Below are 16,737 nucleotides of genomic sequence, written 5' to 3'. Positions count from 1 at the left end.
TCCGGCAGTGTCCGAGGCGCCGGGGTGTCTGACAAAGGCTTTGCCAGCATGGAGCTGGCATAGAGCCTACATGGACGTATTCACGGCATCCTTTGGCGGACACCCCGGTGCCGAATTTTGATCTACGATGGGTATATATCGAAACACTAACACAAAATGCCGAGGAACTGATAACGGACAAATTACAATTTTTACGCGAGCTCCACGAAAAAATCGGCTATCAAAAAATCGATATCGCTTTGCACAGAGCCGGTACGTCAGTCGATTTACCGATCTACCAGATAGCTAAACAGACTGGGGTTCGATTGTAATGACAAAAATTAGTATTGCAAGCACGGCGGGCCTGGTCAGCAATTCCCAATTTGGAGATCAAAAAGGGTGTGGGGTATGCTTGGCGAGGGTGTCGGCAGCAGGGCAGATTTTTGCTCCTGCAAAATCTGCATTCACGCCATCCTTGGCGTTCGCAGGTTTTTGCTCCATGCAAAATCGGCATTCACGCCATCCTTGGCGTTCGAGCTGCCGCCAAGCCCCGATGGATGGGTTTACGACGTTCCTCGACAGACATACCCCACACCCTAAAATCGGCGAAACTGCTCAAACTGGGAATTGCTGGGGTCTGGACGCTTGGACGATTTTTCAATCAAAAGGGAGTACGATTACTATTCCATTTGGCGCTCTGTTGATATGAACCTAAAAAAATCAGTTAACCTCCTGAAATCCGTTCGTGCTGGGCCTGTCGAAGCATGAGCGGATTCCACGCGCTACCCATTGAATGAGTATTCTAAATCCCGCCCATTCTTCGATTAGAAAGTTATTGACAAAGCAAGGAAATCGTTTCAATCTTTCCATTGATTAAATCCTATCTCACTGTCTTTAAGTTAACAGAAAACATTATTCTAGAATGGACTACAGGAACTTAGAGCTAACGATGACTTTGGTTTGAAGGCATTCATATGGATTGGATGCCGACATTTAGGTTTAACTTAACCTGATTAGCAAGATGCTTCAGCTTGCTGAAGCCAATTGTCCGAGCAGTGGCCAGTCGTAGCCACTTCTGCGGGACGGGTTATTTAACCCGTCCCCAACGTTTCGGTTTGCCCTAAACATTTCGGCTAACTTCGGCCAAAGTCAAAACGTTTAGGACGGGGTTGCAAACCCCGTCCTGCTAGGGATATGCTGGTTTTTGGGCTTTAGCTGAAGAAACTTGCTAATCAGGTTATCTTATGGGCCGGGTAAATTATCGGAAATATACCTTTCGTACTTCAAAATTCGGCAGGTGACTAAGGAGGCTCCGGGGTGCTAGGTCGATTTTTGCTCCTGCAAAATCGACATTCACGCCATCCATGGCGCTCGCAAAGGCTTTGCCAACATGGAGCTGGCATAGAGCCTACATGGACGTATTCACGGCGTCCTTTGACGGGCTTCCCGGCGCCGAATTTTGATCTGCGATGAGTATAGTAAGAAGTAAACGCTCTCAATTTTGTACTTTGGCGGAAAATTCAATGAATCAGCTTACGCCGGAAGGCTCTTCCATTATCAATCAACTCGCTCAGCGTTATCATTTCAGCTTTGATGCGGTGTTCAGTCTTTTGCAATCTGTGATCAATGGCAACGGATCGATGGCTCAATTCAATCATCCTGAATTCGGCGGCTCGGGGCAATGGATGCGTGGCGGAATGATTATGGTGGGCGACATGTTTAATAATCAACTCAAAAATTCCATCGCTGGATTGTGTCAAGAATTATCCGATTTAGTCGCGAGCCAGTCGAATTTGCTTCAAACGCGGTCTTTCCAGTCGCAATCACAAGGATCTCAGCAGCAAAGCAATTATTCTGGAGGCCAACAGCAGCAAAATAGCAATGGGCCATCGGGGCCGGTTAGCTTATTCGTCCCGCCTTCAAATACTCAGTCCGCAAACTGGTGGCCTGTCGGTTTACAATTTCCTACCAGTACAGGGGCACAAAACAATGTACGTTATGCCTATTTTGCGACTATTCACCGATTAGCGATTGAAGCCAATGGGCATGTAACGCTTTACGACACGCTGGATCACCAAATTAGTGGGTTTTCTCAGCAACAGTCGGTAGGAGGATCTTTGTCTTTTTCCAGCCAATACGGTTTGGTCGACGTAAACAGTTTGCCTGTGATTTCGGTCGACAACGTACCACGGGAAGCCAAGTCTACATCTGACCAGCAGCAGTCGACTGCACGCAATAAGCCGGCATCAGGCCATGAAGAGGACATTTTTGTGACTATCGAAAAGCTCACTGATTTGAAAAATAAAGGCATATTGACTGACGATGAATACAATGCCAAAAAAGCCGAATTGTTAGGGCGATTATGAAGACGTTGACATAGTCCCTTTATACTCAAAAAATGGCTAACTTTATGGGCTCTTCCGGATTTCCCGTAGTAGCCACAACATATATACTCATCGCACTTCAAATTTCGGCATTGACGTATGGAGGCACCGGGGTGTTCGGCAGAGGCTTTGACAGCAGGGATGCTGTCTCAGAGCCTACATGGACGTATTCACGGTGTCCTTTGACGGACACCCCTGCGCCGAAATTTGAAGTGCGAAAGGTATATCTAAGGCGACCAGCAACGGCTCTTCCGCCACGTCCTTCAGAGCCTCCCGCAATAACGCCGCATACAAACGCAACACATCGATACGCCCATTCGTCAGCCAACGCTTGAAACGTCTCTCGACGCTTTGCGCCAGTTCCGCACGACTCACGACATAAGGCGACCGCTTACTTAGACTGATCCAACCACTGGACAATAAACCCAAAACCATCCAAGCCACGGTATACAGGTGCCGTCTATCGCGCCATGGCGCATGGCGCAATAATTTCAAGATGCTATCGTATAAAGGCGTGCTCCGCTGCATGTTTCGCTTTCTTGCTAGAACCGGTCAAATATCGGTATTATCCCCTAATCTTTTCGACTTTTGTCAGTCAATCAGGTGCCAATGGTCTATTTTTCGGAAAAATTGGCTTCGGAGTTAGATAATTTCGCCGGTATTGCATTTAAACCAGCCGGCAATACTCAAGCGTTGACGGTTTGTCGGCTCGACCTCGTGCGGTATATCTTCACTGAGAAATACGACCAGTGTTCCTGCCAAAGGTTTGATCCGTGCTGCGACTTGTTCGCTTTTCGGGTTGTAGATGGCCAGAAAGCCGCCGTCCTCGTTTTGCCAAGTTTCGTTAAGGTAAGCCACTGTCGTTAAGATTCGGCCTGCCGCACCTCGAAAACTGTCCCTATGCTTTAGATAATAAGCGCCCGGTTCATAGCATGCAAAATGGCTTTCATATTCGAATAAGCCCATGAAAAGCAGCCGGTTGATTTCATGACGAAGCACCTCCATTTCGTCTAAATAGCGCTTTTGGGCATTGGTGCTTCGTGTAAGCCAACGGGTTTTATCGCCGCGGATATTTTCGTCCAACGTGAAGCCGATGCCCCGGCCGATGCCGGCCGGAGTTAGTTCGCCATCGTTATCGTAGGCTTTAAGGTCGGCAACTAAGCTTTTTATTAACGTAGTATCGAAATAGTTTTCAATGACATGCCAGCCTCTATCGATCAATTGATCGGCCAGTTCGTCGAAAATAGGCTTCGGATGAGTCGGTGTCGTGGTAGGTAATAAGCTGGGTTGCAAGTAATATTACTCAAGTAAATGAAAAGCCGCGCGAATTTAGCCTTGAAATGCAAAAAAAGCAAGACTAAAGATACGGTTTAATTCTAGGCTATAATATCGCGCCGATTATGGCTTGCCCATTTCTTCATCAATGATGCCACAGAACCGCCCATTAAAATATTTGTTTTCTTATGGCTGATGTCTTATCGGTCCCGCAAGGTCGATTTAACTTACGGCGCTTGCCCTTGCGTCGGCGTGAGCTCCTTAGGGCATACGATGCTTCCGACGAATATTTGCTAAATTATCTGTCCGAAGCTCAATTGCCTTCTATTGGCGCTCGCGTTTTGATCGTTAATGACAGTTTCGGCGCTCTAACGGTTGCCTTACATGGCTTCAAGCCGTCCGCATTATCCGACTCCTATTTAAGCCAGCAAGCGACACTAATGAATTTTTCCGAGAATGCCTTGTCGATAGACGGCGTTCGATTGATGACAAGTCTCGAGTTGCCCGTGCAAAAGTATGATTTAATTGTGATTAAGGCGCCGAAAACATTGGCATTGCTCGAATACCAACTGATTTCGTTACGGCCTTTCATGACCTCGGCAACTCGAATCATCACAGCCGGGATGGTCAAAAATCTTAGCGCTAACGTTTGGCGCTTATTGGAAACGATTGTCGGTACAACAAGCACCGCGCAGGCATGGAAAAAATCGCGACTGATTTTTTCCGAACCGGACGATAATATTTCGTTGCCGGTAAATCCTTATCCGTTGAGTTACCGGTTAGAGGGGACGAATTATACGATCGTTAATCATGCCAATGTGTTTTCGCGGGACAGCCTCGATATCGGTACTCGTTTTTTTATTGAGCATATCGGTTGTTTTCCCAATGCCGAAACTATCATAGATCTTGGCTGCGGTAATGGTATCGTAGGCTTGCTTGCAGCCGAACGCAATCCGAATGCGGTGGTGCATTTCGTCGACGAGTCGTTCATGGCGATTGCGTCGGCGCGGGAAAATTTTAAATTGGCTTTCGGCGAGAGCAGGTTAGCGAATTTTAGTGTCGGCGATTGTTTGTCCGACTTTACCGCAGAATCGGCCGATGTGATTTTGTGCAATCCGCCTTTTCATCAACAGAATGCGGTCGGCGATATGATCGCCGCTAAAATGTTTCGGCAAGCGAGAGAAGTCATAAAGCGAGGAGGGAAGTTGCTGGTCATTGGTAATCGCCACTTGGGTTATCATCTGGAGTTGAAGAAATTGTTCGGCAATGTTTCGGTAATTGCCGCTAATCGTAAATTCGTTATTTTGCAGTCGATGGTCGAATGAACTAGTCGAATACACAAAGTGATCCTTTATCCTAAAAAAGAGCAGTTGGCAAGTGTTGTAGACCGTTCGTGCTGAGCCCTGTCGAAGCATGAAGGGGCTACAACACTTTCACCAGCTTTGTGAAGCCTCAAGCTACCCTTTACCCTTCGACAGGACTCTCCTGAGCGTAGTCGAAGGGGCTCTCCTGAGCGTAGCCGAAGGGCTCAGGGCGAACGGTAGTTTGAGACTCTCAACTGCTCTTTTTAGGTTTATGTCATTTTTATTATCTAAGGTATGAGTATGCGTTTTCGTAATTTTTTTCTGCTGCAAATCGCTGGGGCGGTTGGTCTTGTCCTGACAGGATGCTCAACTTCCCGTCAGATTGCGGTCGATTATCCGGTTGCTCAAGCAAATGATTTAAAGCCCCTTGGCGGTTATCAAGCCGTTGACGGAGACGACTATTACGTTCAGTTATTTTCCGAATTCGAGTTAAAAGGCGATAGTACGCTCAAAACGGGCTGCAGCGAAATAGGGTCCGGCTATGAAAAAGGAAGTTCGACAGCGGGGGTTGTTTTTAAAGTTAAAAACGAAGCGCTAAATTATAAACAGGAGGTTACGGCACTCGTTTATCAAGGTAGCAGCGGAAAATGCAACTTCAATCTCGAAACGCGTAAAGCCGCGCTAACGCCATGGTTAAGACTGGATTTAAGCAAGGACACTACGATTGATTACCAATTCATGACCAGTAATCAGAGCGATACCGATATATCCAAAATTATCGGCGATGTTCATAAAAGTACAAATCTTCTGGCCTTGACCGGGGTCGGTATCGGCATTGCTGTGATGGGTAAGTTGGCCGACGAGTGGGTGCAGAGCCCGATCGGACAAACTGCGGTATCGGCGCCGTCCGAAGCAAAAGTCAGTACCGAGACCCATACCTTGCCGCTCGCTATTCAAAGCGATGGCAATAAGACGGTATTTAGAGAGACGCGTCTGCCGGTTTATGAAGTCGTCGAAGGCGGCAATCCGTTCTCAGGCGGACCGAAACAATTGGGCGAATTGAGGATTTACCCCGAGATACGCTCGTCTTTATTGCTCAAACAAGTTTCCGCAGGGATACCCAGTGCGAGGGATGTTTCGTTGCAGGAGTTATTGAGCATGCCGATTCGAATGGGTGAAGGCAATATCGAGCTCAGGCAATTGCTGGAAAACTCTCCAATCGATGAAAAGCCGAATTTGCAGCCGGATTGGAGGAAATACGGTGAAGTTGAAAGCCAATGCCGTAAGTTAAAGCGGGTCTTGCGAGGCTTGGGATTTAATAAATTCGACCGGAATGCAGTGCTTTATTATTATCTCGCTCAGTCTCCGGACTGGTCGAACTACAATATTCCGAAAATTCGAGCTATCGCAGATGACCTTCGTCCGGCAACGCTACAACAATTTCGAAGCCGCAATTTTTCCGGCTGTTTGATCGATGAAGATTATCAAACGATGGCGATGATGGGCTTGTCCGTCAATAGCGCGCAAGACTGGCAGGCCATTCAGGATGCCCGTCAAAAGAAAGAAAGCGTGCTGGGACCGGTACAATCGATCGGACGCCAATTGACCTCGGTGATTCAAAACAAAAATCCGGCGGAAATGGCGAGACAGATTTATCCGTTGATTGCCACCCCTAAAGAAGGAGGCGGTAAGGTGCTATTGCAGAATCATCTTGGCGAATTCGGCCTCGAGAGTATGCTCGGCATCGACTATATGCCCGGAGAAGGGATAGTGATCGGTTATCAGCAATTCGAACAAGTTTTTTCGTGGCTTTATATCGATCAACTGAGTTGTACGCGGCCGGCCATCGAGCAAGGCAAGCCATTAGGCCATATCGGTTTATTGATGTTTACGACGCAAGACGGTTCGCCATGGCCGAAAGGCGGAGCTATAGAATTTGAAATTCAATCCGGAAAAATTTCGCGGATTGCTTTTCAGCATCCGACTTTTCGGGATTTCGAGCAAAGCCTGAACGATTACCCTGAGATAGGCGGCTGCCGAATCGACAAAAGCTTCGTCGACAGATTACGGTGACAGTTGATGGCAAGCAATAAGTGTACATTAATCTAAAAACGTTTCGAAAATATTAAATGCGGCAACAAAGAAAGCTGCGTCCAAACTATATCTTTCACAATTCAAATTTCGGCAGTGCCTAAGGAGGCGCCGGGGTGTTCGGTCGATTTTTGCTCCTCGGCAATTGCTGAGTTACATGGATGTAATGAATGCAGAAAATGCAGGAGCATTTTTCTGCCCTGCATTGCCCTAATACACGCCATCCGTGGCGTAATGCAAAATCGACATTCACGCCATCCATGGCGCTCGCAAAGGCTTTGCCTGCTGGAGCTGGCATAGAGCCTACATGGACCGTATTCACGGCGTCCTTTGACGAGCACCCCGGTGCCGAATTTTGATCTACAATGGGTATAATAACCAATATTTCAGGTAATTACGCATGACCTTGATTCGCCAAGAAGACTTTATTCAAAGCATATTCGAATCGCTGCAATACATTTCTTATTATCATCCGCAAGATTTCATTGAGGCGATGTATCGAGCTTACCAAAATGAACAAAGTTCCGCCGCCAAGGATGCAATCGCGCAAATCTTAATTAATTCGAGAATGTGTGCCGAAGGACACAGGCCGATTTGCCAGGATACCGGCATCGTAGTGGTATTTCTGAAAATCGGTATGAACGTACAGTGGGATGCTCAAATAAGTATCACGGATATGGTCAACGAAGGCGTTCGACGTGCGTTTATGCACCCCGACAACATACTGCGTGCATCGATTCTGTCCGATCCGGCCGGCAAACGCATCAATACGCGCGATAATACGCCGGCTGTCATACATATGGAGGTCGTTCCCGGGGATAGGGTCGAAGTCGAAATTGCCGCCAAGGGTGGCGGTTCCGAAGCCAAATCCAAGTTTGCGATGTTGAACCCGTCCGACAGCATCGTCGATTGGGTCATGCAAACCGTACCTTCGATGGGCGCGGGATGGTGTCCTCCTGGGATATTAGGCATCGGTATCGGCGGTACCGCCGAAAAAGCGATGCTGCTCGCGAAGCAGGCTTGCATGGAGTCGGTCGATATTCACGAGTTGATTGCGCGCGGACCGGTCAATGCGCTCGAGGAATTACGTTTGGAGTTGTACGAAAAGGTCAATGCACTCGGTATCGGTGCACAAGGCATGGGCGGGTTGACCACTGTCTTGGATATTAAGATCAAGGATTATCCGGCGCATGCGGCCAATAAACCGGTCGCGATGATTCCGAACTGCGCCGCAACGCGCCATATTCATTTCGAACTCGACGGTTCCGGGCCGGCCGAACTGCCAGTGCCGTGTTTGGAGGATTGGCCGAAAATTGCTTGGGAAGGCGGGAATAGCGCCAAACGCGTCAATCTCGACACCGTTACCAAAGGCGAAATAGCAACATGGAGGCCCGGCGAAACTTTATTGCTGAGCGGCACGCTACTCACTGGCCGAGACGCCGCCCATAAACGGATCGTCGAGATGCTGGAGCGTGGCGAGGCTTTGCCTGAGGGCGTCGATTTTACAAACAAATTCATTTATTACGTAGGTCCGGTCGACCCGGTCCGCGATGAGGTGGTCGGACCTGCAGGTCCGACGACTGCGACGCGCATGGATAAATTTACCGAGGCGATGCTCGCGCAAACCGGTTTGATCGGCATGATCGGCAAGGCGGAACGCGGTCCGATTGCCATTGAAGCGATCAAAAAACATCGTGCGGTTTACTTGATGGCGGTCGGTGGTGCGGCATACCTTGTTTCGAAAGCGATACGGAAAGCGCGAGTCGTCGCATTCGAAGATTTGGGCATGGAAGCCGTGCATGAATTCGTGATCGAGGATATGCCGGTCACGGTCGCGGTCGATGTCGACGGCGAGTCTATTCATAAGAGCGGTCCAAAACAATGGCAAGCCAAGATAGGCAAAATTCCGGTGGTTTCGAAATGATTATTATTCAAACATCTTGTCCACCAAATACACAAAAATCGCGAAAATATTCAACATGTTAATTGAAAATAGCCAACCCTTCGATATTTTGCTGGTCGAAGATGAGCCGGCCGATGCTCATTTAGTGAAGTCAGCTCTCAAAGAAAATAAAGTGTATTGTCACTTGCATCATGTATTGGACGGTCGCGATGCTTTGGGTTTTTTGAGGCGCGAAGGCGATGTTTATAAAAATGCTCCCCAACCGGATCTGATTTTATTGGATTTAAACATGCCGCGCATGAACGGTCGGGAGTTTTTAAGCGTAATCAAGACAGACGAGCACTTTTCGGCTATTCCCGTCGTGGTGTTGACGACTTCCGATGTCGAGCGCGACGTCGTGGCCTCGTATAAACTCGGTGCGGCTAGTTACATCACCAAGCCGGTCGATATGGCGCAATTTATCGATGCGATTCGGCAACTTGATAATTATTGGTTTACGTTGACTCGATTGCCCAAAAAGAGTTGATCATGTATGCCAAGTTGTCTTATCGAGTGTTATTAATTGAAGACGATCCTAGTGATGCGCACCTGGTAAGTCGTTATTTGAAGTTGTCTACGGATGTCGGTTTCGAATTGACATGGGTCGTTTCTTTATCCGAAGGCTTAGCGCAGTTACAGAAAAATGAACACGATATATTGTTGTTGGATTTATCGTTACCGGATTCTAAAGGACTTGAAACAGTAAAAGCGATACGTTCGTCCACTCATTTCTCTTTGCCGTTGATTGTTTTAACCGGGCATGACGATACAGGTTTTGCGCTCGATATATTAGAGTCCGGCGTTCAGGATTATTTAATCAAAGGTCGTTTCGATGGGGATGCCTTGATTCGAGCCATCCGGTATGCATTACATCGTTCGAAGCTCGAACAAAGTTTACATGAAGCGGAAGAGCGTTGGCGATTTGCTTTGGAGGGCGCCGGCGATGGTGTTTGGGATTGGAATTTATTGACCAATGAGGTTTTCTATTCTCCGCGATGGAAAGCGCTTCTCGGCTTTTCCGAAGATGAGATTGGCAATAATCTCAACGAATGGGAGAAGCGCGTTTATCCATTGGACTTGCCGATTGCGATAGCCAATATTCAAGCTCATCTCGACGGCAGAGTCGACAGTTATGATTGCGAGCATCGTTTGATGTGTAAGAACGGGCAGTGGCGATGGTTTATGGATCGCGGCGTTGTCGTCAGTTGGACCGATATGGGGCTTCCTCAACGAATGATCGGTACATTGTCCGATATCACCAATCGGAAAAATATGGAGCAGGAGCTGCAACAATCCAAACAGTTTGCGGTTTCTACCATCGACGCGTTATCGGCCCACATTTGCGTATTGGATAAATCCGGTGCAATTGTGGCGGTCAATCGAGCATGGCGAGAGTTTTACCAAAATAATGCGGGTGCGTCGAGTAATTGTATATCGGTTATCGACAGTAACTATCTAGCTGTTTGTGATTGCACAACGGATGAAAGTTCGGATCAAGCAGCGCAAATGGCTGCAGGCATTCGTTCGGTCATGAAGGGTGATAAAGCTATTTTTGAGATGGAATATCCATGTCATTCAGAACACGAAGTGCGTTGGTTCAATGCCCGGGTCACGCCTTTCAAAGACAGTAACGAATACATCGTCGTGGCGCATGAGGATATTTCCGAACGTAAGCAAGCCGAGGCCCGCGACCGATTGTTGATTGCGGCGCTCGAGGCGGTCGGTCATGGTATTGTGATTACCGACACCAATGCTCGCATCGAATGGGCTAACCCGGCCTTCGGGAAACTGACCGGCTATACGCTCGAGGAAGCGCTCGGCAAGGCTCCGAAAGATCTTGTTAAATCCGGAAAGCAGGATTCTTTGTTTTACGATGACATGTGGCAAACCATTCGTTCCGGTAAAACCTGGTGCGGAGAATTGATCAACAAACGTAAAAACGGCGATTTGTATGATGAAGAACTCACAATTGCTCCGGTCACGGATGATAAGGGTAAGATTACGCACTTCGTCGGAATTAAGCAGGACATCAGTGAGCGTAAAAGGTTGGAGGCCGAACTAATACAATTGGCGACTACCGATCCGCTGACAGGATTGCCTAATAGAAGGCATTTCATGGAACGATTAGGCGAGGAGATCAACCGCTCGGAGCGTAATAATTCTCATCAAGTCGCGGTTTTGATGCTTGATTTGGATAATTTCAAAAAAATCAACGACCGATATGGTCATGCCGTTGGTGACCGGGTACTGAAGCATTTTTCCGCAATTTTGCGTAAAGAGCTGCGCAAAATCGATACTGTCGGCCGGCTCGGCGGGGAGGAGTTTGGGATATTTCTTCCTGAAACAAGCCTTTCCGATGCCGGAGTATTTGCGGAGCGTTTACGACAAGAACTCGCTCAAACGCCTTTATTAGCCGATGGGCAAGCGATCGCCACTACTGTCAGTATCGGCATTTCCGAATTGATTTCAAAAGATATTCAAGCCGACTCTGTCTTGATTCGCGCCGATCAAGCTTTGTATCGAGCAAAGAAAAATGGACGAAATCGTGTGGAATTTTATAATGGTTCTTGAACCGCTGCATTCATGCCGATTGGCTGCTTTGATAAAAATTAGGGAAAAAGGTCGGTTCTTGTTAAAATTAAGTTTCGATACGAAACTATATGTCTGTATCGGCTGTGTAAAATTATTATCGGGCTATCCAATTCGGTGGAAAAATCGGGCAAGAGAGAGTGCTCCGAAGCTATGACTAAGTTTATTATACCCATCATAGATCAAAATTCGGCGCCGGGGCGGGGTGTCCGTCAAAGGACGCCGTGAATACGTCCCTGTAGGCTCTATGCCAGCATCCATGCTGGCAAAGCCTTTGCGAGCGCCATGGATGGCGTGAATGTCGATTTTGCATTACGCCACGGATGGCGTGTATTAGGGCAATGCAGGACAGAAAAATGCTCCTGCATTTTCTGCATTCATTACATCCATGTAACTCAGCAATTGCCGAGGAGCAAAAATCGACCGAACACCACGGTGCCTACTTAGGCACTGCCGAAATTTGAAGTGCGAAAGGTATAACGCAGTCAAACTACAAAAAAATCAAACCAACCTCTGGGAGGGGAACGTCATGAAAAACAAATCGCTCAGTTTACTGATCGCGTTGTTGTTCAGTCTAATCGGGTTTGGAGTGGGTAATTTTGCCTTCGCCGCACAACCCGATTTCGAACAACTTAAAAAAGATTATTACGAATCGCATCCGGGGAAAGGATCTCACGGTAAATATTGGGAGCCGATTCCTATTCAAAAATATTGGAATCCCAAAGATTTCTATACACCACCTAAAACCGTTCAGGGCGAAGTTGGTCGCGATACCTGTATCGGTTGTCACCAAAGCACCTCACCCGGCGCATTCCATGCTTGGAAAAACAGTGTTCATGGCGATTTGAAAAAGATCCGCAACTTGCCGGATAGCGACGTGCGCGCCTATAAAAAGAAAAAATTAGCGGAAGTCGAAGCCAATTTGACAAAGCTAGGCTTGCTCGACAAAGGCCAACAACTCGACCAAGTCGGTTGTATCGACTGTCATGGCGGAGTCGGTAAAGATACCATCAATCACGCCGAAAATTTGGTCATGCCGGACCGGGTCGCTTGCGGTACTTGCCATTTGAGCGAGTTTGCCGAAGCCGAATCGGAAAAAGATCAAGAATGGCCGCAAAAGCAATGGAGCAAAGGCCATCCTTCGCATGCGGTCGATTGGGAAGCTAACGTCGAAAATACGATTTGGGCGGCGATGCCTGAGCGTGAAGTCGCTCAAGGCTGCGACATGTGCCATTATCAGCAAAACAAATGCGACGGCTGTCATACCCGACACACCTTTTCGGTCGCCGAAGCTAGACAACCCGAAGCTTGTGCGACTTGTCACAACGGCGTCGATCATAATGAGTTCGAAAACTTCATGACCTCGAAGCACGGTACGCAGTATCAAACTTTGGGTAAAGCCAACTGGAATTTCGAAGTGCCGTTGAAAGACGCGATCGCTAAAGGCGGCTATACCGCGCCGACCTGTCAGCTGTGTCATTTCGAATACAAGGGCGAATACTCGCACAATCTGGTGCGCAAGGTACGTTGGGCGTTCAACCCGACTCCGGCGATTGCCGACAACTTAGGTCATCCTTGGTTCGAAGAGCGTAAAGAGTCATGGGTAGAGACTTGTAGTCTGTGTCACTCGGCCAGTTTTGCCAAAGCTTACCTCGATGCGGCCGATAAAGGCACGATTCAAGGACTAGCGGTTGAACAGGAAGCCAAAAAAGTCATTAACAAACTCTATGACGATGGTTTATTGGTCGGCCAAAACAGCAATCGTCCGGCGCCTCCCGCACCTGAAAAGGATGCGGCCGGCGGATTCTTCCAATTGTTCTGGGCTAAAGGCAATAATCCGAGCCACGTTGAAAGGGTCTATGCCGACATGTGGGAACATGATGTCATCAAGCACTATAAAGGCATCTTCCATGCTAATCCCGGCGGTTTTACTTACACTGAGGGTTGGTCGAACCTGATGCGCGGTTACACCGAGATTATGGACGAAGATACGCGTTTGCGCGAAATGGCCGCGATGAAATCGGGCGGTAAATTCCAAACGGTTTCCGCTTCGGCCCAACAACCGTCCTCGGACAAAGATAACAGCCTGCTCCTTAGTGCGTTGTTGTTAATTGCATTCGGTTTAGGTATTGCTTATGTGTTGCTAAAGCCGGCAAAACCTGAATCGGACCAAGGACCACAGTGATAAAAGGACGCTACGGAAAAGCGCTTCTATTGTTGGTCGGTATCGCATCGCTGCTGGGAGGCGGTGCGATACTCTTTCATGAATTGAGCGGCCCGGCTTCGCCCGGCGCCGTTCAAGCCGACGAACGATTGAATGTTAATTCTTCATCCTTACAACCGACCGATTTACCGGGGTTTTTTCCGGCCGATTCCGCGCAGCTTTATTCCTTTCGTTATGACGATAAAGATGCTTTCAGCTTAGCAGTCGTCCAGTATCGAAATGCTTCGGGAGCAAGGTCGAGCGCGGTACTTTTTCCGAAGGAATCGCAAGACGGGGTGATTTCATCCAGTCAAACGGGATTACGAAACGAAATTTGGCAGTCAGCCAGTGAAGCCATTTTGAAACATGCGCCTGAAGAGGCGCTGTTTTTGAGTTGGTGGGACGACGGTCAACGAATTCAATATTTAAGCGGACGAGAAGCTTGGCTACAAAAGCCAGGGGAAGAAACTTTTTCTAGCTCGGTTTGGGGGGCTTTTCGTTCAGACTTGATTGAAGCGTCTAACAAGGACAGAGATCGATTGGAGCATATGGCGCGTTGGCTGACGATGGATGCAGACAAGGCATTAAGCGAAATTGTCGCGTATTTCGGCAAATCGCGTCCTATCTACTTATTGGTCAATAATGATGTGCTATTGCGGCTGTCTGAAATCAAGGCTTACGGCGGTTCGGATTTAGGTTTAAAAAACAAAAACATTCCGGCCGGAACCAACCTGCATGGCGATATCGCACAGGTTAAACGTTGGGCCCATGAAACCGGGGAAGGCAACTATCTGGCTCATAAAGAAGGGCGTTATTACCGGACATGGGTGACGGAAACGGAAGGCGATAGCAAGAATACGCTCTTGGTTCGTCTGCTGCCGTTTATCGATTCGCTGAAAAAGTTGCCTGAAGGGGTTGATTTGGTTTACCAAAGCGGGTGGGGCGGTTATTTATCCGTTTATAAAGTCGAACGCTGATTTAAACCCTTTGCGAGTTAAATTTCGCGGCACCGGAATGCCTGTCGAAAAACGTTGTACCCCCGGTGCTTCTATTTTTGGCAGAACGGGGTTTACAACCCGTGCGTCGGAAACGTTTCAGCGGTGGGCGAAGCAAACCGAAACATTGGGGACGGGTTAAATAACCCGTCCCGCAATCCGGGAAGTTCGGAGCCATGCCATTCCCGTATTCCGCTACGCTGCATACGGGCTACGTGCTTTAATAGCTACTGGGGAAAGAGCGAAAAGAAGAAAAGCCGCAAAGAAAATGAAAAACAAAGGAGGGTTTCAGTTTCTTGAATCACTTGATGATCTTCGCGGGCTTCATGGTAAAGCTTGAAACATCAAAAATCATATTCCAAGACATTTTTTGCGCGCCGGCAAATTTCCCGTCCGTAGTCGGTCCATTGGCCTTGTCCCCAGTAACGATAACAACTGGTTTGCGATGACAATAAGTGGAACAGAGCGTTACGATAACGTGCATCGGAACTCGGTATTTTCGTTTTAATGACTTTTTCATTGAACAGCGAGCTGATCTCTTCCATCGGTCCCAGCACGTTTTCATAACCGTGGACCCAGGACAAATCGTTGGTCCAACTGCCGCCATCCATATGAAATCGATGGTCTTCGCCTTTAATCTCTTCGATGACTTTAGCTAGGCTATCCGAGCCCTCGCCCGGCTTCATCCGCTGCCAAATAGCCCGTTGATAAACCGGTTGAATCGCCGGCAAATCATCTTCTTTTATGCCGATCGACCAAAGATGCTCCAGATATTCGCTGGCATTTATCATAGGTACATCGCCCCAAGAAGATTCCCTAGCGACTTCCATGAATTTGGCGGGAAACTCGTTCATCATGACGCCGCCGTTTTCGCCGTCGGCGATTTGCGTTACTAATGGCGGTACCTTGTGTCCGGCTAGCGTTAGCGTCGATAGGCTTTGTGCTTCGTACCAAGGCTGCATTTGCGCTACCAGTTTGGTATCGGAACCTTGAGTTTTGATAATAGCGATAATGCTCGCGGTTTCGCCGGCTGAGTTGGTGCAAACCAGACGATGCGGTAAATGCGGCTGACGTGGGTTGTTGCCGTCTTCGGGATGTTCGACGCTATGTTCTTGCACGAGCACCCATTGATAACCGCAATCGACAAGTGTTTTAACGAATTCATAAGCGACATCCGGGTGATTGGGCAATGCCATTTCCGATGGCGAAAAGCCTCTGACTCGCTCTAAGGCTTGCCAACCGAAAATAGCCGCGAAATGCTGTTGCCACGCCAATACGTGTAAACGAAAATCCTGAACCGGTGTCGACGGGGCGACGGCATGTCCCCATGGCGCGCCTAACCATTCGACCGCGTGATTGAATTCGGGATTGCAAGTGACGGTTTTGAGCGTATCGAAAACATCGTGAAGACCCATCTTGCGCAGACCATGGAATAGCGTGCCGGAATACTCCAACATCGCGCGAGGGTTCTTGCCTTCACTGATTAATTGCGGGATAAATTCGCCTATTCGTTTATAGCAATAATGGAACGCGCCGGCATTGTGATTGTCGCCGATATCGGGGTGTTCCATCATATATTGCAGATTGCTGATAATGGCCGCGGTCGACAAGTCGCCTCCGCCGGCAGGAATCAACGGTTGATGCATGTGTAGTGCAATCGCGCAGGCGGCGCGAGTATTGCTGAAGTCTATTTTGCCGGCTTCTCGATAGAATTCTTGGCGACGTCCTTGTCGGACGGTTTTCAAGACTTGTTCTTCTGCACCGCAAAAATTGGGAAATTCATCGACATATTCCGGAAGTTGATCCATTTGAGATTCCTCATTGGTTAAGTTTACGTTAGGTTATATACCCGTCGTAGATCAAAATTCGGCGCCTGGGTGTCCGCCAAAGGACGCCCAGGCGCCTCCTCTGGCATTGCCGAAATTTGAAGTGCGAAAGGTATAGCAATGGCTTTGCCTTCCTTGAAAGCTTGACG

13 protein-coding genes are annotated in these 16,737 nt (G+C 48.2%); 10 read left to right on the top strand and 3 right to left on the bottom strand.

Annotation, left to right across the window (positions count from 1 at the left end; translation table 11 throughout):
• Positions 1-107 precede the first annotated feature (107 nt).
• Positions 108-311: a hypothetical protein gene (locus METBU_RS23520; protein ID WP_017839928.1), complete on the top strand. Its 204-nt coding sequence runs from the start codon at positions 108-110 to the stop codon at positions 309-311.
• Positions 312-1,502: 1,191 nt separating this feature from the next.
• Positions 1,503-2,345 (top strand): SHOCT domain-containing protein, encoded by an 843-nt coding sequence (locus tag METBU_RS0106960; RefSeq protein WP_017839927.1) that lies wholly within the window; start codon positions 1,503-1,505, stop codon positions 2,343-2,345.
• A 174-nt stretch (positions 2,346-2,519) separates the two neighbouring features.
• Here the strand turns inward: METBU_RS0106960 and METBU_RS27355 are convergent, their stop codons facing one another.
• Positions 2,520-2,891, bottom strand: a complete 372-nt coding sequence (locus METBU_RS27355; protein WP_017839926.1) for a hypothetical protein — start codon at positions 2,889-2,891, stop codon at positions 2,520-2,522.
• 114 nt (positions 2,892-3,005) lie between these two features.
• Positions 3,006-3,656 (bottom strand): 2OG-Fe(II) oxygenase, encoded by a 651-nt coding sequence (locus METBU_RS0106950; RefSeq protein ID WP_017839925.1) that lies wholly within the window; start codon positions 3,654-3,656, stop codon positions 3,006-3,008.
• Positions 3,657-3,826: 170 nt separating this feature from the next.
• On the opposite strand from METBU_RS0106950, the gene METBU_RS0106945 reads away from it, so the two are divergent.
• The 8 genes from METBU_RS0106945 (at position 3,827) to haoB (ending at position 14,744) form a co-directional block, all read left to right on the top strand.
• Entirely contained in the window at positions 3,827-4,963 is a 1,137-nt protein-coding gene (locus METBU_RS0106945; protein ID WP_017839924.1) for a methyltransferase, read from the top strand.
• Positions 4,964-5,242: 279 nt separating this feature from the next.
• Positions 5,243-7,015, top strand: coding sequence for a hypothetical protein (locus METBU_RS0106940; RefSeq protein ID WP_017839923.1), 1,773 nt, complete (start codon positions 5,243-5,245; stop codon positions 7,013-7,015).
• Positions 7,016-7,203: 188 nt separating this feature from the next.
• On the top strand, positions 7,204-7,392 hold the full coding sequence (locus tag METBU_RS28560; protein ID WP_208976568.1) for a hypothetical protein: 189 nt from the start codon (positions 7,204-7,206) through the stop codon (positions 7,390-7,392).
• Positions 7,393-7,433: 41 nt separating this feature from the next.
• Positions 7,434-8,957: a fumarate hydratase gene (locus METBU_RS0106935; RefSeq protein ID WP_017839922.1), complete on the top strand. Its 1,524-nt coding sequence runs from the start codon at positions 7,434-7,436 to the stop codon at positions 8,955-8,957.
• Between the two features lie 55 nt (positions 8,958-9,012).
• Entirely contained in the window at positions 9,013-9,462 is a 450-nt protein-coding gene (locus tag METBU_RS0106930; RefSeq protein ID WP_014148307.1) for a response regulator, read from the top strand.
• A 2-nt stretch (positions 9,463-9,464) separates the two neighbouring features.
• Positions 9,465-11,546: a diguanylate cyclase gene (locus METBU_RS25195; RefSeq protein ID WP_017839921.1), complete on the top strand. Its 2,082-nt coding sequence runs from the start codon at positions 9,465-9,467 to the stop codon at positions 11,544-11,546.
• Positions 11,547-12,093: 547 nt separating this feature from the next.
• Entirely contained in the window at positions 12,094-13,749 is a 1,656-nt protein-coding gene (locus tag METBU_RS0106920; protein ID WP_017839920.1) for a multiheme c-type cytochrome, read from the top strand.
• Complete coding sequence (gene haoB, locus METBU_RS0106915; RefSeq protein WP_017839919.1) at positions 13,746-14,744, top strand: hydroxylamine oxidation protein HaoB; 999 nt, start codon at positions 13,746-13,748, stop codon at positions 14,742-14,744. The genes METBU_RS0106920 and haoB overlap by 4 nt, the downstream gene beginning before the upstream one ends.
• A gap of 362 nt (positions 14,745-15,106) precedes the next feature.
• Here the strand turns inward: haoB and METBU_RS0106910 are convergent, their stop codons facing one another.
• A complete protein-coding gene (locus METBU_RS0106910; protein WP_017839918.1) occupies positions 15,107-16,570 on the bottom strand; it encodes a hypothetical protein in 1,464 nt (487 codons plus the stop codon).
• Positions 16,571-16,737 lie beyond the last annotated feature (167 nt).

The sequence above is a fragment of the Methylotuvimicrobium buryatense 5G genome (assembly GCF_000341735.1).
In the GTDB taxonomy this organism is placed as follows: Bacteria; Pseudomonadota; Gammaproteobacteria; order Methylococcales; family Methylomonadaceae; genus Methylotuvimicrobium; species Methylotuvimicrobium buryatense.
Note: the sequence above shows the minus strand (reverse complement) of the source record. Positions and strands in the feature narration are given on the sequence as shown.

Coding starts and splice junctions, on each gene's coding strand:
- METBU_RS0106930 (WP_014148307.1), top strand. CDS start 9,013: ATGTTAATTGAAAATAGCCAACCCTTCGATATTTTGCTGGTCGAAGAT.
- METBU_RS0106910 (WP_017839918.1), bottom strand. CDS start 16,570: ATGGATCAACTTCCGGAATATGTCGATGAATTTCCCAATTTTTGCGGT.
- METBU_RS0106920 (WP_017839920.1), top strand. CDS start 12,094: ATGAAAAACAAATCGCTCAGTTTACTGATCGCGTTGTTGTTCAGTCTA.
- METBU_RS28560 (WP_208976568.1), top strand. CDS start 7,204: ATGCAGAAAATGCAGGAGCATTTTTCTGCCCTGCATTGCCCTAATACA.
- METBU_RS25195 (WP_017839921.1), top strand. CDS start 9,465: ATGTATGCCAAGTTGTCTTATCGAGTGTTATTAATTGAAGACGATCCT.
- METBU_RS0106940 (WP_017839923.1), top strand. CDS start 5,243: ATGCGTTTTCGTAATTTTTTTCTGCTGCAAATCGCTGGGGCGGTTGGT.
- METBU_RS0106960 (WP_017839927.1), top strand. CDS start 1,503: ATGAATCAGCTTACGCCGGAAGGCTCTTCCATTATCAATCAACTCGCT.
- METBU_RS0106935 (WP_017839922.1), top strand. CDS start 7,434: ATGACCTTGATTCGCCAAGAAGACTTTATTCAAAGCATATTCGAATCG.
- METBU_RS0106945 (WP_017839924.1), top strand. CDS start 3,827: ATGGCTGATGTCTTATCGGTCCCGCAAGGTCGATTTAACTTACGGCGC.
- METBU_RS27355 (WP_017839926.1), bottom strand. CDS start 2,891: ATGCAGCGGAGCACGCCTTTATACGATAGCATCTTGAAATTATTGCGC.